Here is a 24,600-nt window from a genome sequence, read left to right as displayed (position 1 = left end):
CGACTTATACTTTTTGCGGCTCTTCAAAATGGGAAAACAAAAATGATCACCATCAAGTGCCCCGCGTGCTTGGTCTGGCTGCACATCAGTGACGACAAGGCCGGCAAGCACGGCAAATGTCCCAAGTGCGGCCAGCCCATCATGATTCCCTCCCCGGCGGCGGCCGCCGCTCCACATCCGCAGGGTCAGCAGACTGCTGATTCGGAGGCTGCGCCGGTGAAAGGTTGCCCCAAGTGCGGCTCCAGGCGACGGCGCTTCGCCCCCAAAGGAACCGACCGCCTCCCGCCGCCTAAAGGCCTCGCCGCCTTCACGGCCACCCGGGATTGCATCTGCAAGGATTGCGGCTGTCAGTACCAACCGCCGCTGCCGGCATCGGTGCCGTATGTTCTGCTGGTCTCTGGGTTAATCCTGGCATTGTTCAGCGTGGCAGTCATTATCATAGGCGTATCAATCACATCCGGAGGTTTTTCCGGCAACATCGGGAACGTGATGCTGTTCGTTCTGGTAATGCTTTTAGGTGGCTGCATGGCAGTCGCAGGCGCAAAGAAGCTTCGCGCCAAAAAGAAATCATCGCCGTCGGCCCAGTAGTCTTGAGGGTCAATCCGCAATCCGAGATCGCAAATCCGAAATCGCGTCGCGGTTTTGTTATACTGAGGCACTCACTCAATCATGCGATGGGTCAACACAATCCGCCAGCATCTGCCGCGCCGCAAGAGGCAGTGGCGTTACGTTTCTGCGCGGCGGCAGGGGGCGGGGCTGCTGGTGTGGATGGCGTTGATCGCGATGATCTACGGCTACTGGCACCTGACCAACAACGAGCGGGTCTGCAGGCAGGCGACGGCATACCTGTGCAAGATCACCGGGGCGCAGGTGACGATCCGCTCGGCGGAGTTCAACCTCTTCGGACCCATCGAGCTTTCCGGCGTGCGCGTCTTCACGCTGGACCCGCAGGGTCGCGAGGCGCCCCAGCCGCTGCTCAAGGCCGACACCGTCGTGCTGCATCACCGCCCGTGGGAGCTGCTGTTTCAGCAGCGATTCAGCCCCTCGGAGATCCGCGTGATCGAGCCCGAGATTTCCATCGTGCATTACGCCGATGAGCGCGGGACAGGGGGCATCTACAACTTCCAGCGTCTCCGCGTCGACGCCGGGCGGGGCCCCGCGCCCACCGCCATCGTCCTGCCGGTGGACCTGCCGGCCATCTCGATGGTCGACTGCACCCTGCGACGCTTCAAGGTCAGCGCCGGCAAGACGCTGGAGATCGATCCCTCGCGATGGAATATCTCCATCGCACCGCGGGGCAGCAAGGAACTGCAGATCACCATCGAACCCAGTCGCGAGCCCAGGCAGGAGTCGCTGGCGGCCCTCTCCCGCGCCGGTCTGACGCCCGAGCAGATCGACGGGTTTCTCAAGCTTCCGCGTGCCCAGCGTCCCGCGGCCGCCAAGAAACTCGCCGCCGGCAGCGACGAGATCCAAAAACACCTGTTGGCGCTGAACCAGGCCGACGAGACGCTAGGCGGCGGGGTGCTGACCGTGGCGGTGGACATCTCGACCGGGACGGTTCGCCCGCTGCCGGGGTCGGGGGCGTGGATCCCCTCACTGGCCAGCGCTCTGCCCGAGCAGTATCAGGCGCTGCAGAGGCAGTTCGCCGTCGAGGGTCGCGTGCGGGTTCGCCCCCAGAGCGGACCGCAGGCGGCGGCATCGCTCGAGATCGAACTGATGGGCGCCTCGCTGCAGATCCCCAACACGACTGAAAAGAGCACCTCCGCGCCGGCGGCATCTTCACAGGACGCCCCGCCGGTGCTGAAGCTGCGCAACGTCGTGGGGGTTTTGAAGTTCGACCCCAAGGGCCTGACCATCCACGACGTCAGCGGGCAGATCGACGAGGCCCAGGGCGCGCGGTTCACCGTGTCGGGCCGGTATGACGGATATGAATCGACCAGCCCCTTCCGCCTGGATATCGCAGCCCAGGACGTCCACGTGCCCCAACGGCTCGCCGGAGAAAACGAGCTGTCGAACCTGGTGGCGATGATCCAGAAGTGGTACTCGCCCAGCGGCCCGATGGACATCATCATGCACCTCGAACGCCCCGCCGGCGGGTCCATCGCCGTCAACGGGGTGCTGACGCCCCGGAACATGTCGTTCCACCACCTGCGTTTCCCCTACCGCACGCACAAGGCCACCGGCACGATCGAGTTCAACAACAGCACCGTCATCCTCAAGCAGATCACCTGCCAGCGCAACGGCGGGCGCAGCGTCATCAACGGAACGGCCAACCTGCTCTCGCACGGGCGCGAATACGACGTGACCGTCGCCTCGGAAGAGGTCCCCTGCGACGACGACCTGCGCCTCGCCCTGCCGCCGTTGTGGCAGAAGTTCTGGAACCAGTTCAGCCCCCAGGGACTCGTCGCCACGCGCGTCCGGGTTCACCGCACTCTGGCAGACGAGCACGACCAGGTCGAGGTCGACATCAGCGCCGACGGGCGCCTGTCGATGGAGTACAGCGGGTTTCCCTACCGGCTGGACAATCTCATCGGCGCCATCCACGCCGACGGGGGCGGGGTGACGATCGAGCACCTGCGCGGGCGGCGGGGCAAAATGCAGTGCCGCATCGACGGCAGGATCGCCGGCACCGGCGGCGACGATCCGAACATCGACGTCGCCGTGCGCACCATCGAAGGCTATCCGCTGGCCCTGGACGCCGCGCTGTGCCGTGCGCTAAGCCCCAAGTCGTCGGCGATGCTGCGCAGTCTCCACCTGGCGGGCGATCTGGACAACCTCGTCGTCAGGATCCAACGCGACGCCCGGCAGCCGCTCAACTACACCATCAGCGGCAAAGTCTCCGACGCCTCATTTAAACCCGAGTTCTTTCCTTACGCGATCTCGCACGCGTCGGCCGACGTGCAGATCGCGGAGAACAAGATGGTGCTGTCCAACTTCCACGCCCGTCACGGCGAGACGCCCATCGCGCTGGCGGGCGAGGGAATCATCTATCTGACCGACTCGCCCGGGGCGCAAATCGATATCGTCACCGGGCCGCTGGCGATGGACATGGACCTCTACACCGCCCTGCCGCCGACGGTGGTCAAGATCTGGGACCAGTTCTCGGTGGGCGGATCGGCCCAGATGAGGCTCAAGCTGCGCCACAACACCCCGGAGAACCCCGCGGCGCTGGACTACGAGCTCCAGATCGCCCCGAGGCAGGGGCGATTCCTCTGCCGCGACTTTCCCCTGGCGCTGAGCGACGTCACCGGATTGATCTCGGCCGTGCCGGGAAAGATCGTCCTGAGTAATGTCTCCGGGCGCAGCGGCGAGGGCAACGCCAACCTTAACGGCACGGTCACCTATGACGACCTGGTCACCGAGGCGGACCTGTCCGTGCAGGCGCAGAATGTGCCCCTGACAGCCCCGGTGCTGGAGGCCCTGCCGCAGGGTCTGGGCGCGTTGGCCGGGCGGCTTCGACCCGGCGGAACGGGCAGCGTCAACCTTTCGAAACTGACGCTGAAGCTGAGCCCGCCGCCGCCTGCCCCGTCCGCGACCACCCGCCCCGCCGCGCAGCGTCTGACGGCCTGGAGCGCCGACGGGGTGATGAGTTTCCACAATGCGGTGATCCAGATGGGGCTTCGCGACCGCCACTTCAGCGGCGGGCTCAGCGGTTCGGCGGGATACAGCCCGGCGGGGCTGATGCTCAACACGAAGATGTCGGTGGATCGGATGCTGGTCGGGTCGCGAGAGATCTCGGACGTCCACGCCCACCTGCTCAAGAAACCCGCCGATCCGCACGTGACGCTGGAGGATTTTGTCGGAAAAGCCTACGGGGGTCGGATGGCCGGCGAGGCCAAGGTGAGCCTTGCGGACCCGTCGGGGTATACCGTCAGACTCTCGGTCGAGGACATCCGCCTGGAGGACCTGGTGCGGATCGAGAATCCGGGCGCAGCGGCGCTGTCCGACGTGGCCGGACTGCTCCAGGGCACGATCGTGGTCTCCGGCGACTGGAACAACGATGCGACGATGCAGGCCACCGGCAAGGTTCGCATCACCAAGGCCAAGATCCTCAAGCTGCCGGTCATGCTGGGGCTGCTGCAGGTGATCACGCTGAACCTGCCCGGCGAGTCGGCCTTCACCGAGGGCTACGTCGGATACCGGCTCAGCCGCAAGCAACTGGTCTTCGACGAGATCCACCTCAGCGGTCCGGCGCTGACGATCGTCGGGTCGGGCACGCTGAACATGGCCACGCGGGCCCTCAAGCTGCGGTTCCTCTCGGGTCCGCAGCGAAACCTGCCCCGCATCGAGTTCCTCGATGGGTTCTTCAAGGGCATGATGCGCGAAGTGGGCGAGATCGACATCGACGGAACGCTCGACCGCCCGGAGATCAAGACCGTCCCCATGCGCAGCCTCGACACGTTCATCAAACAACTCCTGCGCCCGGATCAGCGAGAGGACTGAGCTGAAAAGGTGAACTATGTGGATGCAGTGGACCTTGTGGACACTGTGGACACCGTGGACACGGAATCACCTGCCTGTTGTGTCCACTGCGCCCACTCCGTCCACAACGTCCATTGTTCATTTCACCCCGCCCCGCTATCATGACCGCACACAAAGGAGCCTCAGACATGGCGAAAGTCGGCATTATCGGCGGCAGCGGGTTGGGCGACGCGTTGGTGGGACAGGCGCAGGGCAAATCGGTCGAGATAGACACGCCCTTCGGCAAACCGTCAGACGCGATCCTGCAGACCACGTGGCACGGCGTCGAGGTGGCGATCATCAACCGCCATGGAAGCGGCCACATGATCAATCCCTCTCGCGTGAACTACCGCGCGAACATCTATGCCCTCAAGGCTCTGGGCTGCACACACGTGATCGCCTCGGGGGCCGTCGGCTCGCTGCGCGAGCATATCGCTCCCAAGCACCTGGTCATCCCTGACCAGATCATCGACAAGACCTTCCGCCGCGACGGGACGTTCTACGACGACCTGGCCGCACACCTGGAGTTCGCCGCGCCCTTCTGCCCCGTGCTGCGAAAGCACCTGCTGAGCTGCGCCGGCGCCGTTAAGACCACCGTGCATGACGGCGGCTGTTATATCTGCATGGAAGGCCCGGCGTTCTCGACCCGCGCCGAGAGCGAGATGCACCGCCTCTGGGGCGGCGACCTGATCGGCATGACGGCCATGCCCGAGGCCAAACTCGCCCGCGAAGCCGAACTGGCGTACGCCCTGGTCTGCCTGCCCAGCGATTACGACTGCTGGCGCCCCGCCCCAGGCAATCTCGACAAGCACGAGCTGCTCAAGGAGATCATCGGGAACCTGACCGAAGCCACCGCCAATGCCATCGAGCTGATCAAGGCCGCGGTCGCCTCGTTCAAGAACATCGCGGACATTCCCTCGCCCTCGCACACGGCGATGGAGATGGCCGTCTGGTCCGACCGCTCCAAGATCTCCCCCGAGGCGCGGCAACGCTACGATGTTCTTATTGGTCGGTACCTATAGAAAGGGAAAGCTTAAGCCGCTGAGGTCGCTGAGGACGCTGAGAAAGAAGGGTAGAGTGCTTATTTCTCTCTTTCCTCTGCGTCCTCAGCGACCTCAGCGGCTAATTACACACAGCCATCCTGCCCGTCGCATCCTTCAAACCAATATGCTATGCTTGACGAACGATGTTTGAGTCACTGACAGAACGACTGACCGGCGTGATCCGCAAGATGTCGGGCCGCGGACGCATTACCGAGGCCAACGTCGCCGACGCGATGCGAGACGTCCGCCGCGCGCTGCTTGAAGCCGACGTACACTACAAGGTCGCCACCGACTTCTGCGACAGCATTCAGGCCAAGGCCGTTGGCACCGAGGTGCTCCAGAGCCTCCACCCCGGCCAACTCATGGTCAAGATCGTCCACGACGAACTGGTGTCCCTGATGGGCCCCGTCGACACGCGCATCTACTACGTCAGCCCGTCCCCCACCGTCATCATGATGGCCGGTCTGCAGGGCTCGGGTAAAACCACCACCTGCGGCAAGCTGGCCAAATTCATCTCGGCCCAGGGCAAACACCCGCTGCTGGTAGCCTGCGACCTGCAGCGTCCGGCGGCCGTGGACCAGTTGTCCGTCGTCGCCGAGCAGGTGGGCGTGCCGTGCTTCAAGATCGAGGGCGAAAAGAACCCCGTCAAGGTCGCCCGCAAGAGCCTCGACTGGGCCCTGGCCAACGAACGCGACGTGGTGATCGTCGACACCGCCGGTCGCCTGCACATCGACGAAGAGATGATGCAGCAGGCCGCCGACATCGCCAAGGCGGTCAACCCCCACCAGATCTATCTCGTCTGCGACGCGATGACCGGCCAGGACGCCGTCAACTCCGCCAAGGAGTTCAACGAGCGCCTCGAACTCGACGGCGTGATCCTGACCAAGTTCGACTCCGACGCCCGCGGCGGCGCGGCGCTGTCGGTTAAAGCCGTCACCGGAAAACCCATCAAGTTCATCGGCGTGGGCGAAAAGCTCGACCGCCTCGAAGAGTTCCACCCCGACCGGATGGCCGGGCGCATCCTGGGCATGGGCGACGTCGTCACGCTGGTCGAAAAGGCCCAGCAGCAGTTCGACGCCGAACAGGCCGCCAAGATGCAGGAGAAGATGGCCAAGGGCCGCTTCACCCTGACGGACTTCCTCTCGCAGATCAAGCAGATGCAGAAGATGGGTCCGCTGAAGGAACTGCTCAAGATGATGCCCGGCATGGGCGAGCAGATGGACGCGATGCAGATGGACGGGGACGAGCTGGCGTCGATGGAGGCGATCATCCACTCGATGACCGTCAAGGAGCGCGAGGACCCCAGCAGCATCGAAGCCTCGCGCCGCCGCCGCATCGCTCGAGGGTCCGGCACCGACCCGCAGGACGTCTCCGGTCTGGTCAAGAGCTTCGAACAAGCTGCCGCAATGATGAAGCAGATGGCGGGCAAAGACCAGTCAGGTCGCATGAAGATGGCGCAACAATTCTCCCAGATCGCCGCCCAGGGCGGGGTACCCAGATTCAAGGTCAAACAGCGATCCAAGCGCCTGACCAAAAAAGACCGCGAAAAACGAAACAAACGCAAACGCCGGTAGTCGCCGATTCTTCCAGAAAAAGCCCCTGGGTTACATCCCAGGGGCTCCCCGACCCTTCAAAACAATGACCCGGGGAACCGAAAATGCCCGCCTGGAACAACTGGTACCACATCAACGGAACAACATACGGAACATGGTTACCCGGCGACGCCAGAGGATGGCGCGAGAAAAACCACCGCAAGCACGTCGACGGCGATTACAAGCACCCGCCGCCCGAGGGAACCGGGGAGAAGATTCTCCGCCGCAGCAAAGATCTCCTCAAACACCCGCCGGTAAAACTGACGAAACCGCAGCGCCAGTGCGGCGGACAAGCATTAGTCGAAAGTCTCCTGAACGACAACATCGAACTGCTCAGTCTATCGCTCGATGGCGTACACTATCACTTCCTCGCGCGGTTCCCCGATCACCGCGTGCGATACTGGACCGGGCGCGCGAAACTGCATGCGTATTTCGCACTGCGATCGCAATTCCCTGTGAAAGAGTTATGGACGAAACTCTGCGCCGTGCGTCCCATTGCCAATCGTGAACATCAACTCTGCGTGTTCGAGTACATCCTCAACCGCAAAAACAAAGGCGCGTGGACGTGGTCGTTCCGGGAGCGGATGTATTGGGGCGCACAACCATAATCGGAGTCGGGGAGCCCCTGGGTTGTAACCCAGGGGCTTTTGATGTAATCTCACCCGCACTCCAAATGAGAGATCCGGGAGCAGGACAATGAAAATCGGCGTGATGGTTGAATCATTCCGCGAAGGTCTCCACGGCGGACTCTGCGCCGCCGCGGATGTCGGCGCGCAAGGCGTGCAGATGTACGCCACCGCCGGCGAGACGCACCCGCGCACGCTCAAGGGAACCCGAAGGCGCGACCTGCTCAAGAAAACGCAGGACATGGGTCTCGAATTCGCCGCCATCTGCGGCGACTTCGGCGGGCACGGGTTCGAGATCGCACAAGACAACGCCAGGCGCATCGACGACTCGCGCCGCGTCGCGGAACTCGCCCTGGACCTCAACTGCCGCGTCGTCACCACGCACATCGGCGTGCTGCCGACGGCCGGCATGCCCCGCCCCGATCGCGAAGGCGACCGCAAGAACCCGCGATGGGGCGTCATGCTCGACGCCTGCCGCAAACTCGCCGCGGCCGGAAAAGACATGGGCGCCACCTTCGCCATCGAGACCGGCCCCGAGCCGGCGGCGGTTCTCAAGAGCTTTCTCGACGAGGTCGGCGTCGGCGGGGGCATCGGCGTGAACTTCGACCCGGCGAACCTGGCGATGGTCATCGCCGAGGACATTCCCGCCGCGACGACAACCCTGGGGCCGTACATCGTCCACACGCACGCCAAGGACGGGCTCAACCTCAAGCCCTGCGACGCCGAGGCGCTCTACGGCGCGTTCGCCGAAGCGGGCATCGCGGCATTCGATGTCAGCGAGTTCATCCGCGAAGTGCCCCTGGGCCAGGGCGCCGTGCCGTGGCCGGCGTATCTGGCGGCCCTGAAAGCGGCGAAGTACGACTACTATCTCACCGTCGAACGCGAGGTCGGCGTAGATCCGCGGACGGATATCGCCCTGGCGGTGAGCTTTCTAACCCCCCTGCTGAAGGCTTCCTGAACTTTCTTAAGAGGACTTCCATGCGCAAGATCAAGATCGGCGTCATCGGCACCGGCACGATGGGCAACTGCCACGCGGACCAGTTCGCCAAGTATCCCGACTTCCAGCTCACCGCCCTGTGCGATATCGACGAAGCGGCCCTGAAACGCACCGCCGAGAAGCACAGCATTACCCAGACCTACACCGACTATCGCAAGTTCCTGGCCAATGCCGACGTCGAGGCCGTCGTCGTGCCGCTGCCGAACTACCTGCACGCGCCGGTGAGCATCGCCGCCCTCGAAGCGGGCAAGCACGTCTTTTGCGAAAAGCCGATGACCGTTTCCGTCAAGGACGCCAAGGCGATGGTCGCCGCGGCGGTCAAGGCCCGCAAGAAGGGCCTGGCGATGCAGATCGGGGTGGTGTGGCGTCAGGACGGGCGGGCGATGACGATCAAGAAGCTCATCGACAGCGGCAAACTGGGCGAGATCTACCACGTGCGCGCGACGCTGATCCGCCGGCGCGGCATCCCCGGCCTGGGCGGATGGTTCACGACGGCCGCCAAAAGCGGCGGCGGGGCCGTCATGGACATCGGCGTACACTGGATCGACCTGGCGATGTACGTCGCGAGCCTGTGGAACGCCACGGCCGTCAGCGCCGCCAACTACGCCAAGTTCGGTCCGCTGATGAAGGGGTATCACTTCGGCGGCATGTGGGCGGGCCCGCCGCGCTACGACGGCACGTTCGACGTTGAAGATTACACCACCGGACTGGTCCGGTTCGGCAAGAGCGCCACGATGAACTTCAACATCGCCTGGGCGGTCAACGGGCCCGACGCGGGGTTCATCGAGTTCAACGGCACCAAGGGCGGCGCGGTCTTCATGCCCTGGGGCGACAAGGTCACGCTCTACACCGAGCAGAAGAAACAGGTCGCCAACGTCGAGCTGCCCCTGGCGTCGACGGAGGAATTCTTCGCCCGACAGGGGCGCCTGTTCGCGGCCGCCTGCCGCGGCAAGGGCAACGTGCCCGCCACGCCCGAGCAAGGCCTGGACGTCGTGCGCGTGCTGACGGCGATCAATCGCTCGGCCAAGGCCGGCAAAGAAGTGAAAGTTCAGCGTTAGCGCCGTGGACAAAGTCGACTTTGTGGACGGTGTGGACTGGTGGACATGACATGTCTATTGTCCATAATGTCCACTTCGTCCACTCTGTCCACAGGCCATAGCACTTGGAGCCTCCCATGCTTAATCGCTACCCGCCCATCAACCCGCGCTTCCCTCACTTCCTCCACGGCGGCGACTACAACCCCGACCAGTGGGCCGCCACGCCGGAGGCGTGGGACCAGGACATGCGGCTGATGAAACTCGCCGGCTGCAACGCCATGTCCACGGGCATCTTTTCGTGGGCGAGCTTGGAGCCGCGCGAGGGGCAGTTCGAGCTGGGCTGGCTCGACACGATCATGGACAAGCTCACAGCCGCCGGCGGGTACGCCGTGCTGGCGACGCCGTCGGGTTCCAAGCCCGCATGGATGTCGCGCAAATACCCCGAGGTCTGCCGCGTCGGGGCCGACGGGCGGCGCGAGATGCACGGCGGGCGGCACAATCACTGCCGCACCTCGCCGGTCTTCCGCGCCAAGTGCGTCGAGATCAACACGCGCCTCGCCGAGCGTTACAAGGACCATCCCGCCCTGATCGCCTGGCACGTGTCTAACGAATACAACGGCGGCGAGTGTTTCTGCGAGCACTGCCTGGCCGCATGGCGCACGTGGCTCAAGGCCAGATACAACGACTCGCTCGATGCCGTCAACGCCGCGTGGTGGTCGACGTTCTGGTCGCACCGCTTCAGCGAGTGGGAAGAGATCTACCCCGCCGATTTCAGCCTTCACGGCATGATGCTCGACTGGAAGCGGTTCACTTCCGACCAGATGATCGACTTTTACAAGTGCGAGTCGGCGCCGCTCAAGGCCATCACGCCCCGCGTGCCCGTGACGACCAACTTCATGGGCGTGTACCCCGGACTGGACCTGTGGAAGTTCGCCCAGGCCGTCGACGTCGTCGCCTGGGACAGCTACCCCGCTTACCACGACCGCGACGGCGACTGGCGCGAGGCCGTCAGCGTCTCGTTCGTCTCCGACCTCAACCGCTGCCTCAAGGGCGGCCGTCCGTACATGCAGATGGAATGCTCGCCGAGCGTGCAGAACTGGAAGCCGGTCAATAAGCTCAAGCGCCCCGGCGTCCACATGCTCGAGTGCATGCAGTACGTTTCGCACGGGTCCGACACGGTGCAGTACTTCCAGTGGCGCAAGGGCCGCGGCGGCTGCGAGAAGTTCCATGGCGCCGTCGTCGATCACTGCGGGCACGAGCACAACCGCGTCTTCCGCGAGGTCGCCGACGTGGGGGCCGCCCTCAAGAAGCTCGACGCCGTCATCGGCACGACCAAGCCCGCCCAGGCGGCGATCCTGTACGACTGGGAAAACGCCTGGGCGATCGACCAGATCGCCGGGCCGCGAAACCAGCGCAAGGATTATTTCGCCACCTGCGTGGACCACTACCGCCCGCTGTGGCAGGCGGGCGTGTCGGCCGACATCGTCAGCGAAGACAGCGACTTTTCGCCGTACAAGCTGCTGATCGCCCCGATGCTGTACATGATCCGCCCGGGCGTGGCGGAGAAGCTCGAGGCTTTCGTTGCCGGCGGCGGCACGCTGGTCACGACGTATCTGACGGGCATCGCCAACGAGAGCGACCTGTGCTTCCTGACGGGCTTTCCCGGGCCGCTGCGGAAACTGCTGGGCGTCTGGGCCGAGGAAATCGACGTCCTCTACGACGACGAGGCCAATAGCGTCGTCGCCCGAAAGAACAATCCCGCCGGCCTGAGCGGCACGTACAAGGCCGGCGTCTTCTGCGACCTGATTCACGCCGAGTCCGCCAAGGTGCTGGCGACCTATGGGCGAGAGTTCTACAAAGGCAGCCCAGCCGTCACCGTCAACCGCGTCGGCAAGGGCAAGGCGTACTATGTCGCCAGCCGCAATGACGAGCGGTTCCACGACGACCTGATCGGCGGGCTCATCAAAACCCTCAAGCTGCCCCGCGTCATCAAGGGCAAACTGCCCGAGGGCGTGACGGCCCAGGTTCGCACCGACGGCAAGAAGGAATACGTCTTCCTGCTGAACTTCAAGCGCACCGCCCAGCGCGTCAACTTAGGCCCGGCCAAACACACCGACGTGCTGACGGGCAGGAAGGTCCAGGGCCCGTTGAAGCTGAAAGGCTACGGCGCCGCCGTTCTGGCAAGGTAATGGTGGCGCAGTGGCAGCGGGTGCCGTGGCGCGCAGGGCCGAAGGCCCGGAGAGCCACGATTTTCTAAAGATTTGTCGTGGCTGTCGGGCTGAAGCCCTCCCGCCACGGCACCCGATCACGCGTGCAGGGCTTTTCGGACAAAGGTTTATTATGCGAATCAACGTAACGCAAAAGCATCTTGATGCCGCCGCCGACCTCGTGCGGCAGGCCCATGCAAACGACGGCCTGGCCCCGGTAGACCTGGAGCGCTTCTGGGCCGACAACGCCGTCGCCGACAAGGATCCCTTCGGCCGCAGCATTCCGCAGGTTCCCATGGCGACATACTGCAACTGGGAGTGCGTCTTCGAGGAGATGGGGATCCCGCAGGACTGGAAGCGCTGGAACGACGACCCGCAGTGGCGGCTGGAACTGAGCAAGGCGTACAACATCAAGGCCCAGGCGATCGTCGGGTGCAAGCTGCTGGGGGAAAACCCGCCCGCCCCGGCCGGTCCGGCCTGGCCGGCGGTCAAGGAACTGCACGACATCTTCGAGATGGAGAATCGCTGGGACGATGTTTCACAGTCGTGGTGGTGGCACCAGGCCGCGAGCAATCAGACGGAACTGGCCGCACTGCTCGACCGCGTCGAGAAGCGCCTGGAGAACCTCCGGGCGTTCCTCCTGCCGCCCGAGTGGGACTCGTGTCGCCAGAAGCTGCTTGCCGCCGGCGTCAAGCCCCCGCTCTACCGCGGGCAGCGCGGGCCGGTCACGCTGGCCTGCTCGATGCTGGGCGTGGAGAACCTGATCTTCCTGATCCTGGACAACCCCGCCCTGGCCGCGCGCCTGCGCGACGTGATGTTGCGGGCGATGCTCGAAAAGGCCCGTGTGCAGGATGAAGAAGCGGGCTTCACCCCCGCCGACGCCCCGCACGGGTTCGGTTTCGCCGACGACAACTGCATGATGCTGACGGCCGACATGTACGAGTTCTTCGCCCTGCCGATCGTGCAGGGCATCTGGGCCCGCTACAGCCCCGAGCCCACCGACGGCCGCTATCAGCACAGCGATTCCGCGATGGGTCACATCGTGCCGGTGCTGGCGCGGTGCAACATGACCGCCGTGAACTTCGGCCCCACCGTCATGGTCGACTACATCCGCCGCCACATGCCCACGGCAGTCATCCACGGGCAGCTCGCCCCGTTCACCTTCAGCCGCAACGACGAGGTGGGCATCGTCGCCGAGTTCCTGCGCGACTACGAGCTCATCGGCGAAACGCGGGGCCTGCTCTTCGCCACGGCAGGGAGCATCAACAACGGTTCGCGCCTGACCGGCATGCGCCTGATCATGGCGGCGATTCAGCGGCACGGAAGATATGTTTAAATCGGGGGTGCCGTGGCGCGCAGGGCCGAAGGCCCGGAGAGCCACGATCCCTGGCCCTGCACGTGTCGTGGCTGTCCGTCCCTTTGGGACTCCCCGCCACGGCACCCGCCATGCCACCCTTTTCACTCACCACTCACCACACACAACTCACAACTATTTCTTAAAGATCTTCTCGCGCAGCGCCTTGACGTCCGGGGCCTCGGGCCACGCGTCGTCCACGCGCACAATGTCGCCGATGCGGTCGATGAGCTTCTTGTTCGTCAGGTCGTAGGTGAACTGCACCACGCCGATGCACTTGCCGTACGGCCCGGCCTTGACGATGAACGAGTTCTTGACGGCCCCATACCCGTACGGCGTCGAGTACCCGCCGTGCGAGTGCCCGCCCACGATCAGGTCGGGATAGTTCTCACCTGTGGCGGTCTTCCAGTAATCGTCGTCCTCGTACTGGTGCGTGATGGCCACCACGACGTCGCAGCCCTGCTTGCGCAGCAGCGGCACGTGGTGCTTGACGGCCGGGGGCGCGAACGTCGCCGGAACGCGCGGCGCCGCGGCGTACCGCATGTCGTGCGAGCCCACGCCGACGATCCCCACCGTCAACCCCTGCATCTTGACGATCTTCGTCGGAGGCATCAGCTTGTCCAGGCCGATTTTCTTCTGCTCGTCGCTCCAGGCGGCGTTGGCCATCAGCAGCGGAAAGGCCGGATACTTGCGGGTGATTTCCTCCAGCCGCACGATGCCCTTGTTGTAATCGTGATTGCCCAGCACGCCGCCGTCGTAGCCCATGGCGGCCATCATGCTCCACATCGCATCGCCGCCGGTGACGGCCATTTCACTTTCGCCGCCGCCGCCGGTGATGTCGCCGGCGTCGAAGAAAAGGCAGTTGGGGTCGAGCTTCTTGGCCGTCCGCACGTACTGTGCGATGCGCGAGAGGTTGTTGGTGTGCTCGTGAAGGTCGCCGGTGTTGTAGACCGTCAGCGTGGCGGTCTTGATCGCATCGGCCGCCGCCGGCGGCACCTCCAGCAGCGGCGAGGGGCCTTGGCCTTTGGTCTCGCTGGTGAGGTAGAGCGTCCGCCCGTCGACGCCGAAGCAGAGCCCCTCGCCCTGCACGCGCACGGGCAGGGCGATGTTCGCCGCCGGCCGGGCCAACGCCTGCGCCCACGTCTCGCCTTCGCCGCGGACGTACTGCAGGCCGCCGCCGTAGGTGGCCATCACGCACCGCAGCCCGTCGGGCGAGATGTCCATCGCCGTGACCATGTGCATGGGCACAGACCCGACGGCCTTGGCCGTGTACGGGCCTTTGTCGGTGCGGTTGCCCTTGCGGTCCTTGGGCGGCCAGGGCAATTCGAAGATCTTGCACGAGGCCTTCTCTTTACTGCCCTTGGCCACCAGGTAGATGTTGCGCGTGGTCGGGTCGATGGCGATCGATTCGCAGTCGATCGGCCCGCCCTCGTAGGTGAACTCGATGGTCTCGATGGGCGAGGCCTTGAGATCGAGTCCCGAGGTCCCAGGATAGATGTACGGCTCGCGCACGACGTAGATCATCACGGTCTTGCGTTTGGCGCCGTTGTCGCCGATGTCGGCGATCAGCAGCGTGCTCTTGCCGAAGTCCACGTACGAGGCGATGTCTTCCCAGTCGACGGCGGCGGCCTTTTCGATCTCCAGGGTCGCGACGGTCTTGCCGGCGGCGTCAATGGCGAACAGTCGCGGCTTGTCGCCGGAGTCGTTGTGCGTCCAGAACGCCCCCTTGATCGTTCGCCCCGCCGCCACGCCGCTGCTTTCCTGGATCGCCGGATCGGCCAGCTTGCAAAGCTCGCGTCCGACGGCGTATTGGACTGGCGCCGCGGCGGGTCTTGGGGCGGGTTTCGTCTCGGCCGCAGCGGCGATGGAAGAGACGGCGCCTAAGGCGGCAAGACATAGGGAAAGGAAATATTGGGTCATCATTTCGCTCCGATCAGTGGCCATTCCCGCCAGAGATCAAACCCCTGTCGGGCGCCAAGGGCACGCGCGAATATCCGCCCGCGGCATCGGCCGAGCGGGTTATACGAACAGTCGTGTTCACTGAAGGAAACATCCGTCATGGCGAAACAAAAGATCACTGTGGCTGTCACTGCGTGTTTTCCCGGCAGCAATCGCACGTCGCGATTTGCACTTAACGAACTGCAGGATCATCTGCAGAACGAAAAATGCGCGTTGGGCGAGTCAGCCTCGAAGGCGGACGGGCAGGTCGAGCTCGTGATCGATCCCAAGGGCGTCAAGCGCGGGGCTCCGGCAGAGAGCTTCCGCATTGTCATCAGCCCGCGCGGGGTGACGCTGACCGGCGTCGACGCGGCGGGGCTGCTCTGGGCCGTGCGAGACTTCCAGCACTACTACTGCCGCGAGTGGCTGGCGGCAGTGAGCAAGGGCAAGAAGCCCGCGGCGATCGACTTTGTCTCCTGCCCGAAGATTCAGGATCGCGGGCTGTGGACGTGGCTCTACGGTTGCTACGATCCGTACGCGTACATCGACCAGGCCAGCCGCTGGAAGTACAACACCATCGTCTTCTGGAACCGCGGCGTGCCGATGGACGCGGCCCGCTTGGTGCAGTACGCCCACACGCGCGGCGTGAAGATCTGGTGGGGCTTCAGTTGGGGCTGGGTCGCCGAGGATCTTAAAGACGCCAGCCCTGCCCTGGCCGCGCGGCTGTGGGCGCTGTACGAAAAGCAGAAGAGGGAGATCGACCCCAATCTGGCCAACCTCGACCTGCTGGCCGACGAAACCCCGGCGGCGTTGATGGACTATGTGCTGGACGTCTTCGAGCACCAGTACGCATGGATTCCCGACATCGACGGAATCTACTTCCAGTCGGCCACCGAGGCGATCAACCCGCGCCTGGCGGGCAAGAGCGCCGAACTCGGCCGCGCCGTCGTCAAGAACATCAAGCCGATCATGGAGGCGCTGCACAAGCGGTACCCCAAGCTGAAGATATCGGCCGGCATCCACAACACCGGCGATGCGGCGACGTTCGAGGCCCTGCGCGCTCTGCCGGCGTACTGCAACATCATGTGGGAAAACGGCGTGCCTTGGGCAGCGACGCGCGAGATGGCCGCGGCACAGATGGCGCTGCGCGGCAAGGGCGAAGACTTCGCCGGCGTCTACCGCATCACGATGAACTGCGGGATGATCTTCGACGGCCAAAAGGTCCAGGGCGAGATCGATCGCGCCTGGCTGCCGCGCATCGAGGGGCTGTGGAACCTGATCGAGGAAGGCGTCGAAGACCCGCCGGGCAAGAACCGCTGGCCGTTCCGCTGCGACGGCAAAGACGTGGGCTACCCCTGCGCGATCGACTGGCGGCCGCCACAGGGCAAGGGCGTGCTCGACAACGCACAAATGCAGCAACTGCTGACCTGGAGCCGCGACCTGGCCGCAGGCCCGCCGAACAAGGGCATCTTCATCCTGGTCGAGGCGGCCCTATGGGACCTCAAGCCGCGCCGCGTGCCGGCGCTGGCGGCCGAGGCGATCTGGGACCCGATGCTCGACCCAACTGAACTCGAGCGCCGCTGCCGCCTGATCTGGGACAAAACCGTCGGCGGCTGGCAGGATACCCCCAACCCCTACTGGAGCGCCGCCCACGCCGCCGCGGCCGCCGAGCCGCCTGCTTCGTCACCGGCGGATTCGAAGGATCTGGGCGACATGTATAAACAAGATCCTCGGTCCTAGGTCCTCGATCCTAGGGCGAGAACGAGGATCTGTCTCCATCGAGGATCTAGGATCTAGGACCTAGGACCTAGGATCCTCTTCTGTTACAACTACCGGCATGTCACCGAGAGTTCATCTTGTCATCGACAACTGCTTCGCCTCGAAGCGCTGGACGGCCCCGGCCGAATGGGCGGCGATCGTGGCTGACCTGGGCGTCTCGCTCGTCGAGGCCAGCGCCGATAACGAGTGCGATCCGCTCTATAGCGATCCAGGCTATCTGGCCGACTGGATCGCCGACTGCCAGGCCGCACGCCAGACCACCGGCGTCGCGGTGGCGAATCTCTACTCCGGCCACGGGACCTACGCCACGCTGGGGCTGGCGCACAGCGACGTTCGCAATCGCGACCGCATGCAGCACCAGTGGCTCGAGCGGATGATTGATTCGGCGGCCGCCCTGGGCGCGGGGCTGGGATTTTACACGCACGCGTTCAACCAGGCGGTGCTCAACGATCCGGCCGCGTACGCCGCGGCCGAGGACGACCTGTATACCCGCCTGGGCGAGGTGGCCGCATACGCCGCGGGCAAGGGCATCCGCGCCGCCGGCGTCGAGCAGATGTACACGCCCCACCAGGTGCCCTGGACCATCGCCGGCGCCGGGCGGTTGCTGAAAGAGGTGTACGCCCGCGGCCACTGGCCGTTCTATCTCTCGCTCGACACCGGCCACCAGATCGGGCAGAAGCGGTTCCTGCGCCCGACGCGGCAGCAGATGGAGCATTGGGCCGACGAGCGGCGCGCCGGACGGCAGTGGCGCGGATTCTGGCTCGGTCCGCCGGCCGCCTACGACCTGCTGGACGAAGCCGCCGCCGAGAGCGACCCCGCGCGGGGCAAACTGCTGGACGATCTGGAGACGATGCTGGAGCAGTACGATCATCTTTTCGCCCAGCCGCAAGACGGCGACCTCTACGAATGGGCGCGGCAACTGGGCTGCTATTGCCCCATCGTGCATCTGCAGCAGACCGACGGGCAGCGGTCGGCCCACTGGCCTTTCACGCCCGAGCACAACGCCCGCGGCATCGTGCGGGCGGAGAAGTTGCTCGAGGCCCTGGCGGAGTCTTACCGCCAGGCGCACGACCCGACCCTGCCGCCGCCGTGCAGCGACATCTACCTGACGGTGGAAGTTTTCTCCTCCACGCTGGATGTCCCGGTGGATATCATCAACCGCCTGGAAGCCTCCGTCGACTACTGGCGGACGTACATGCCGACCGACGGAGTGACGCTGGACGAGCTTGCTGCGAAACCATGATTCACCGCGGAGATCGCAGAGACCGCAGAGAGACGAAGAAGACGGAATAATGGAATAGTGGAAGAATGGAACAATAGAGCGCGACCGCGTTCATTCCATCATTCCAATCTTCCAATATTCCTCTTCTTCCTCTGCGTTCTCTGCGACCTCTGCGGTGAACTTTAAGGAGTACGACTGATGACCCCGCATGCGATCGTTGCCGTTGATGCCAAGAAGGTCGAGTATCGTCCGATTGGGATCGGGCCGATGAAGCCCTGGGACGTGAAGGTCGAGCTGGAAGCCTCGGCGGTCAGCGTCGGCACCGAATCGTACATCATCAGCACGATGAGCAAGGACCGCCCCGGCGTCATTCCCGGTTACGCGCCGATCGGGCGGATCGTCGAGGTGTCGAAAGAGGCAGCCGACGCCGGTTGGAACATCGGCCAGCGCATTTCGTATTTTGCCCCGCAGCCGGCGATCGGGCTGGGCCAGGGCTGCGGCGGGCACCAGGGCACGGCGCTGGTGAACGTCGACCCGGCCAGCCGCGACCTGCTGGGCAGCGACTGCTACGTGGTGAAGGTGCCCGAGAACCTCACCAGTCAGCGGGCGGCGTTTGGCGGCATCAGCGCCGTCTCCTGCCAGGGCGTGAGCCTTTCGCATCCGGAGGTCAACGAGAAGGCGCTGGTGATCGGGGCGGGCATGATCGGTCAGTTCGCGGCGCTGCACTATCACCTGCGCGGCTGCGAGGTCGCCATCGCCGACCTGCACCAGGTGCGGCTTGATTGCGCGACCAAGGCCGGCATCGATCACGCGATCAACGTCACGGGCATCGACCTGGCCAAGGCCGTCCGCGAGATCTGGCCGCAGGGCGCGGACATCGTGGCCGACTCGACGGGCAACTACGCCGCGATCGAGAACTCCGTCGGCGCCCTGCGGTGGCGCGGGCGGTATGTGTTCCTGGCCTGGTGCAAAGGGGCAAACTTCAACCTGCCCTGCTTCCACAACCGCGTTCACGAGGCGTACTTCCCCTGGACGCTCGAAGGCCGCCGCGTGCAGGCCACCTGGCGCCTGATGGCCAGCGGCGCGATGAACATCGACCCGCTGATCACGCACCGCTTCAAGGCCGCCGACGCCGCCAAGGCGTACGAGATGATTTACGCCCACCCCGAGCAGTACACCGGCATCGGCATCGACTGGATGTGATTCACCGCCGAGTCCGCAGAGACCGCAGAGGAAGAAGGGAATGATTCGTAGGCTTGGGCTCTGGGCCCGGCGGGGGATGTAGATTTGTCTGCAAATTCCAAAGGCGGCGCCGTCTGGCCGGGTGGCATGGCGACACGCGTTGTTCAGCGGGTCGCCATGGGTGTGCGATGAGCATCATGGCGACCCGCTGCGCGTGTCGCCATGCCACCCGTCTTCCGCTACGCCTCCGATCTCTGCGATCTCCGCGATCTCCGCGGTGAGATATCGGACTAGAGCGGCATCGCCAGCAGTCTGGCTTCGTTGGCGTTGTAGATCCTGCGCAGTTCGGCGACTTTCTTCTCATCGATCGCCGGGCGCTGGTATCTTACGATGGCGTCTTTGCAGTAGGCGTCGATGCGATTGAGCATATCGCGTTCGGCGACGGCTTCGACGGCGTCGCCCTGCCAGGCCTTGCGGTCGAACCAGCGCGGGTACCACTGCTCGGAGCGGAAGTGCGACAGCGTGTGGTCGGTCTGAAGGAAATCGGCGCCCTGCCCGCGGGCGATCTGCTCGATCAACTCCACCGCCAGCGTCTCGTCGTTGACCTCAAAGTGTCCCCAGAACCGCTCGACCGACTTGGCGATCTCCAGGTCCAGCATGTGCTGCACGGGGCTGTAATCCTGACCGGCTGAGAGCAGACCCTCGCTGCTGGGGTACGAGCCCAGGCCCATGGCCCCGGCCGTCATTGGGAACATCTTCTGGTACGTGGCCTCGATGCCGGGTCGCTTGCAGTCGACATAGCCCGTCGCCCCGCCGACGAAGATGCCATACAGGCGGCGGAACACCTGGCAGACGGCCAGGTCCTGCAGCAGCGCCTCGGGGCTGCCGAAGCACGCGTTGGTCGTGCGCATGTCCAGCGACCCGGTCGCCGTGATGCCAAAGCCCACTGGCAGCGACGGATCCACCACATAGCCCATGACGAAGCCCGCCAGCAGCTCGGCGGTGGCGACGACGACCGTGCCGGCGATGGTCACCGGCGCGCTCATGCCGGAGATGGCCATCGTGCCGGGGTACAGGGCGATCTTGAAGCGGCGTTTCTCCAGGAAGCACTCGGCCTGCTTGCGGTCGAAAATCAGCGGGGCGATGAAGAAGTCGAACGGGGCCACCAGTCCGGTGTCGCCGGGGCGTCCGCTGAGCACCTCGCCCATGCGCACCAGGGGCTCGATATACCCGGCATAGAACGTCTCGCCGCCGCCGACGGGCTTGCTGGTGGTTTCGGCCAGCGTGATCGCCGACCAGAGCGGTTCGAGCCGCTGGTCGACCTCGCAGCAGTTGAGCACTTTGCCCACGCCGGTGATTTCATCGAGCATCTGGGCCATCTTGGCCATGTCGATGACGTCCTGCTTTCCGGCGAGCTTTCGCCGCCCGCTGGGCCAGTCCAGCAGGTGCGGGAACGTGCCGCCGTGTCCGGTGCGCGTGGCGGGGTTCCACGTGGCGTTCATCTTCACTTCGCCCGTCCCGCCGCCGCGCAGGTGCTCGATCGTCTCGCGGATGAGCTTTTCGCTGAAGTAGCACCGCATGGCGGGCTTGTCGATCCGGCAGCCGGCGCGGCCCATGATGTCCAGCAGTTCCTCGTGGTGAATGCGCAGGCCCGTCTGCGTCAGCAGGCGGACGGCCGCGGCGTCGAACTTCCAGAGCGTGGCCTCGTCGTGCAGGTCCCAGAGTTTTCCAGTGATCATAACATTCTCCGTGAAGAGGGGCATGTTAGCGGCAAAGAGCGGGGCGGAAAACGGAAATTCCAAACTACAGGCTACAAGCTCCAGGCAAGAAGACAAACAGCAAACGTCCAACCGCGGAACCGCTGCCCCAGTTCCGCTCAACGGCAAAAACAATCGCGCGGGCCAGGAAGCCCGCGCGATCGGTTGTTATTCCAACATTCCATCATTCCGCCGTTGCCACTACTTCTTCTTCATCGCTTCTTTGGCGGCCTCGGGCGGGGTGATGGTGTACGTGGGATTGATAATGTAGATCGCCTGGTCCGTGCGCCAGTGGCGGTGGTCGTTGTACGTGCGGCCGCTGATTTCTTTGACCTTGTACCGGATCGACTGCGTGCCGCCGCGGCAGGCGCCGTAATGCAGTTCGCCGGTGACGTTGACGATGCAGCCGGGCTTGACGTCGGTCAGACCGGGCTTCCACTTCTTGATATTGACGCTGAACTTCTTGCTGGCGTCGATGAACGTCACCTTGAAGCTCTTGGGGTCGACCTTCTCGATCAAGATGCGAGTGGTGACCATGACCTTCTTGCCGTTGGGGGCCTTTTCGTTTGGCAGCACTTCTTCGATCGGCTTGGCGGCAGGTTGAGTCTGTGCAGGAGGATTGGCTGCGCTTAACATCATTACCAACAATAAACTCGTCATGACATTTTCTCCTTCCCCTCAGTAAGCGTAACGCCGTCGGCGTTTCGTCATTGCCTGGTATATCGACTTGTTTAACCCGCTTGTTGACTGGAAGGACCGCCGCTGCGCATGCCAAAGACGCCAAACCGCAAGCGGCGAGCCGGATCCCTCACCGGCGCGTTCCGCAAATCCGCAATCCGAAATCCACAATCAGCAATCAACACGGGTATAATCAGCATCGATGATGCTCGCGTCGCTGACATTCATGTTCGGTTCGCTCCTGTGGGCGTCCGCCGCGGTGGCGGCGCCGGTGATCATTCATCTGATCATGCGCACCAAACCGCGCGAGCTGGATTTTCCCGCCCTGCGATTCGTGCGAAAGACCCAGCAGGCCACCCTGAGCAAGCTCAAACTCAAGCACCTGATCCTGCTGCTGATGCGGATGGCCGCCCTGGCGCTGATCATCATGCTCCTGGCGCGGTGCGTGATTGCGGCCTGGACGACCGCGGCCGACGCCAGCTTGCCCGTGGCGGCGGTGTTCGTCGTCGACGACAGCGCCTCGATGGGCTACCAGTTCCAGGACCGCAGCCTCCTGGCGCAGGGGCGGTCGCTGGCCCAGGATGTCATCGCGCGTATCGCCAGCCGCTCGCCGGGCAGCCGCGTGGCGGTCATCCGCACCTCGCGCCCCGCCGCCCGCACCCTGTTCCTGGGCGACCTGAAGCTGGCGGCCCAGCAGATTCTCGAAATCGAGGAAACGCCTTCGGACGCGTCGGTGGCCGCGGGCATGGCGCGGGCGGCGGCGCTGCTGGCCACCAGCGACCTGGCCCGGCGCGAGATCTACCTCGTCAGCGACATGACGGCCCAGAGCTGGCGCGACGGCGGAGGCCTGGAACTGGCCGCGGCGAAATCCGCCGCCGGAAAGACCGCCGTCGCCCCGCGGGTGATCGTGCTGGACTGCTCGGCCGGGCAGGGCGCCAACGTCTCGCTGGCGCCGCTGCGGTTGGAATCGCCGCGCGTCCCGGTGGGCGTCAGCGTGACGCTGCGGACGGAGCTGGCCAGCAGCGGCCTGGCCGGCGAGTACGACCTGAACCTGGACGCGGACGGTCAGCCGGAGGACCACCGGGCGGTGGCGCTCAAGGCCGGTCAGACGGTGGCGATCGACTCGCCGCCGCTGACGGTACAGGCCCGGCGCGCCGGGCTGCTGCAGGGGCGCGTGGCGATCCGGCAGAAGGACCCGCTGACCTGGGACAACGTGCAGTATTTCACGCTGCAGGTGGGTCCGCCGGCGACGTGCCTGGTGGTGCGCGAGGCGGCGACGATCGGCCAGGGCGACGATCGCGACCGGGGCAATGACACCACGTTCATCATGACCCGCGCCGCGCGCGGCGGCGACTGGGTCAGCACGCGCGTCGTCACGGCTGACCGGCTCAGCGCAGCGGAGCTCAAGAGCGCGGCCATCGTGCTGCTGTCGGATGTGGGCAGCCTGGGCGAGGGGCAGTGGCGGCTGTTGGAAGATTTCGTCAGCAGCGGCGGCGGGCTGTGGGTGGTGGTCGGGTCGATGACCGGTGCGGCGTCGTACAACACGCCGGCGGCGCAGAAGCTCATGCCCGCCTCGCTGGGGGCGATGGAGGCGGTCGAGCCGGCCGCGGCGTGGGATGTGCAGACGCCTTCGCAGCACCCGCTGCTGACGCCGTTCACGCAGGGGCAGAACCCGCCGCTGACGGACGTGCGCTGCCGGCGGCGGTTCTCGATCACCGCCCTGGCCGGCGACGCCTCCCGCGTCGTCGACTACGCCGACAAGACCCCCGCCATCATCACCCGCCAGGTCGGGCGAGGCACGGTCATGTTGTGGAACTTCTCGCCCGCGCGGGCGATGTCGAACCTCGCGCCGCTGGCGCAGTTCCCCGTGCTGGCCCAGCGCGCCGTGCAGGTGTTCCTGGGCGCCATCGAGACCCGCTCGCAGTACGCCTGGGGGGCGGCCGCCAGCGTTCCCTTTCCGCACACCATGCGAAGCCCGCTGGTGACGGTTCGCCGCCCGGGCAGCGAGGCGTACCAGGGCGTGGTGACGTCGGTGCAGTCGCGGTCGGTGACGCTGCCGGCAGACGCCGTGGGCAACTGGACGGTTCGCTTCACGCAGGACGACCGCCAGGAATTGCGGGGCTTCAGCGTCAATCCCGACAGCGGCGAAAGCGACCTGCGGCGCAGCGAGCCCGCCGACGTGCTCAAGCTCCTTCCGCCCGGCCGCGCCGGCATCGTCAGCAAGATCGACCAGATCGCCCACGAACAGGACCAGGCCACCCAGGACCTGGACCTGACCGCCCCGGGCCTGCTGCTGCTCCTGATCCTGATGGCCGCCGAGTCGTTCTTTTCAAATCGCTTCTACAGCAAGGGCAAAACCGTAGAACTCAGCCAAGGCCAAGGGCGCCAGCAGGTCTGAACGAGTTCCCCGGAAAGCTTACGCAGCCCCCCCTCGAGAGACCGCGGGCTTCTACCCTTCACGGTCGGCAACGGTGAACAGGAACGTGCTGCCCTGGCCCGGGTGCGACTGCACCCAGATGCGCCCGCCGTGATGGTCGACGATCTTCTTGCAGATGGCCAGGCCGACGCCCGTGCCCTCTGCGGCGGTGTGGCTGTGCGCATCGAGGCGCTGGAAGATCGCGAAGATCCGCTCGTGGTCCTCGGGGCGTATCCCGATGCCGTTGTCGCGCACGGAGAACAGCCACGCGCGCTCCTGGCGGGCGGCGCTGACGTGAATCGCCGGCGGCT

General features: G+C 65.0%; 17 protein-coding genes. 13 read left to right on the top strand and 4 right to left on the bottom strand.

The genetic code is table 11. From position 1 onward, the window contains the following. Window positions 1–42: 42 nt before the first annotated feature. The 9 genes from ABFD92_04820 (at window position 43) to ABFD92_04780 (ending at window position 13,299) form a co-directional block, all read left to right on the top strand. A complete protein-coding gene (locus ABFD92_04820; GenBank protein MEN6503841.1) occupies window positions 43–588 on the top strand; it encodes a hypothetical protein in 546 nt (181 codons plus the stop codon). 81 nt (window positions 589–669) lie between these two features. Then, window positions 670–4,443 (top strand): hypothetical protein, encoded by a 3,774-nt coding sequence (locus tag ABFD92_04815; protein ID MEN6503840.1) that lies wholly within the window; start codon window positions 670–672, stop codon window positions 4,441–4,443. A 167-nt stretch (window positions 4,444–4,610) separates the two neighbouring features. Continuing rightward, window positions 4,611–5,483, top strand: a complete 873-nt coding sequence (gene mtnP, locus ABFD92_04810) for an S-methyl-5'-thioadenosine phosphorylase (GenBank protein ID MEN6503839.1) — start codon at window positions 4,611–4,613, stop codon at window positions 5,481–5,483. A gap of 164 nt (window positions 5,484–5,647) precedes the next feature. Next, on the top strand, window positions 5,648–7,078 hold the full coding sequence (ffh, locus tag ABFD92_04805; GenBank protein MEN6503838.1) for a signal recognition particle protein: 1,431 nt from the start codon (window positions 5,648–5,650) through the stop codon (window positions 7,076–7,078). Between the two features lie 83 nt (window positions 7,079–7,161). Then, entirely contained in the window at window positions 7,162–7,704 is a 543-nt protein-coding gene (locus ABFD92_04800) for a hypothetical protein (GenBank protein ID MEN6503837.1), read from the top strand. A gap of 88 nt (window positions 7,705–7,792) precedes the next feature. Next, window positions 7,793–8,680, top strand: a complete 888-nt coding sequence (locus tag ABFD92_04795) for a sugar phosphate isomerase/epimerase (GenBank protein MEN6503836.1) — start codon at window positions 7,793–7,795, stop codon at window positions 8,678–8,680. A gap of 20 nt (window positions 8,681–8,700) precedes the next feature. After that, window positions 8,701–9,777 (top strand): Gfo/Idh/MocA family oxidoreductase, encoded by a 1,077-nt coding sequence (locus tag ABFD92_04790; GenBank protein ID MEN6503835.1) that lies wholly within the window; start codon window positions 8,701–8,703, stop codon window positions 9,775–9,777. Between the two features lie 116 nt (window positions 9,778–9,893). Next, a complete protein-coding gene (locus ABFD92_04785; protein ID MEN6503834.1) occupies window positions 9,894–11,945 on the top strand; it encodes a beta-galactosidase in 2,052 nt (683 codons plus the stop codon). Window positions 11,946–12,096: 151 nt separating this feature from the next. Further along, window positions 12,097–13,299 (top strand): uroporphyrinogen decarboxylase family protein, encoded by a 1,203-nt coding sequence (locus ABFD92_04780; protein ID MEN6503833.1) that lies wholly within the window; start codon window positions 12,097–12,099, stop codon window positions 13,297–13,299. Window positions 13,300–13,452: 153 nt separating this feature from the next. On the opposite strand, the gene ABFD92_04775 is transcribed toward ABFD92_04780, so the two are convergent. Continuing rightward, window positions 13,453–15,240 carry a metallophosphoesterase gene (locus tag ABFD92_04775; GenBank protein MEN6503832.1) on the bottom strand — a complete coding sequence of 596 codons (1,788 nt, stop codon included), beginning with the start codon at window positions 15,238–15,240 and terminating at the stop codon, window positions 13,453–13,455. Between the two features lie 135 nt (window positions 15,241–15,375). Between ABFD92_04775 and ABFD92_04770 the strand changes: the two genes are divergently transcribed. From ABFD92_04770 to ABFD92_04760, 3 genes are all read left to right on the top strand, one after another. Further along, complete coding sequence (locus ABFD92_04770; GenBank protein ID MEN6503831.1) at window positions 15,376–16,995, top strand: hypothetical protein; 1,620 nt, start codon at window positions 15,376–15,378, stop codon at window positions 16,993–16,995. A gap of 97 nt (window positions 16,996–17,092) precedes the next feature. After that, window positions 17,093–18,277, top strand: coding sequence for a TIM barrel protein (locus ABFD92_04765; GenBank protein ID MEN6503830.1), 1,185 nt, complete (start codon window positions 17,093–17,095; stop codon window positions 18,275–18,277). Between the two features lie 177 nt (window positions 18,278–18,454). Next, window positions 18,455–19,459 carry a zinc-binding alcohol dehydrogenase gene (locus ABFD92_04760; protein ID MEN6503829.1) on the top strand — a complete coding sequence of 335 codons (1,005 nt, stop codon included), beginning with the start codon at window positions 18,455–18,457 and terminating at the stop codon, window positions 19,457–19,459. Window positions 19,460–19,728: 269 nt separating this feature from the next. Here ABFD92_04760 and ABFD92_04755 read toward each other — a convergent pair whose 3' ends face one another. Then, entirely contained in the window at window positions 19,729–21,177 is a 1,449-nt protein-coding gene (locus ABFD92_04755) for a trimethylamine methyltransferase family protein (protein MEN6503828.1), read from the bottom strand. 219 nt (window positions 21,178–21,396) lie between these two features. Beyond that, on the bottom strand, window positions 21,397–21,855 hold the full coding sequence (locus ABFD92_04750; GenBank protein MEN6503827.1) for a hypothetical protein: 459 nt from the start codon (window positions 21,853–21,855) through the stop codon (window positions 21,397–21,399). A 220-nt stretch (window positions 21,856–22,075) separates the two neighbouring features. Between ABFD92_04750 and ABFD92_04745 the strand changes: the two genes are divergently transcribed. Then, a complete protein-coding gene (locus ABFD92_04745) occupies window positions 22,076–24,271 on the top strand; it encodes a BatA domain-containing protein (protein ID MEN6503826.1) in 2,196 nt (731 codons plus the stop codon). A 51-nt stretch (window positions 24,272–24,322) separates the two neighbouring features. Here ABFD92_04745 and ABFD92_04740 read toward each other — a convergent pair. Beyond that, window positions 24,323–24,600: ATP-binding protein (locus ABFD92_04740; protein ID MEN6503825.1), on the bottom strand; the 278-nt coding region annotated here is incomplete at its 5' end.

It is taken from the genome of Planctomycetaceae bacterium (genome assembly GCA_039680605.1).
Lineage (GTDB): Bacteria > Planctomycetota > Phycisphaerae > SM23-33 > SM23-33 > JAJFUU01.
The sequence above is the reverse complement of the archived record's forward strand: the minus strand, read 5'-3'. Positions and strand labels throughout refer to the sequence as shown.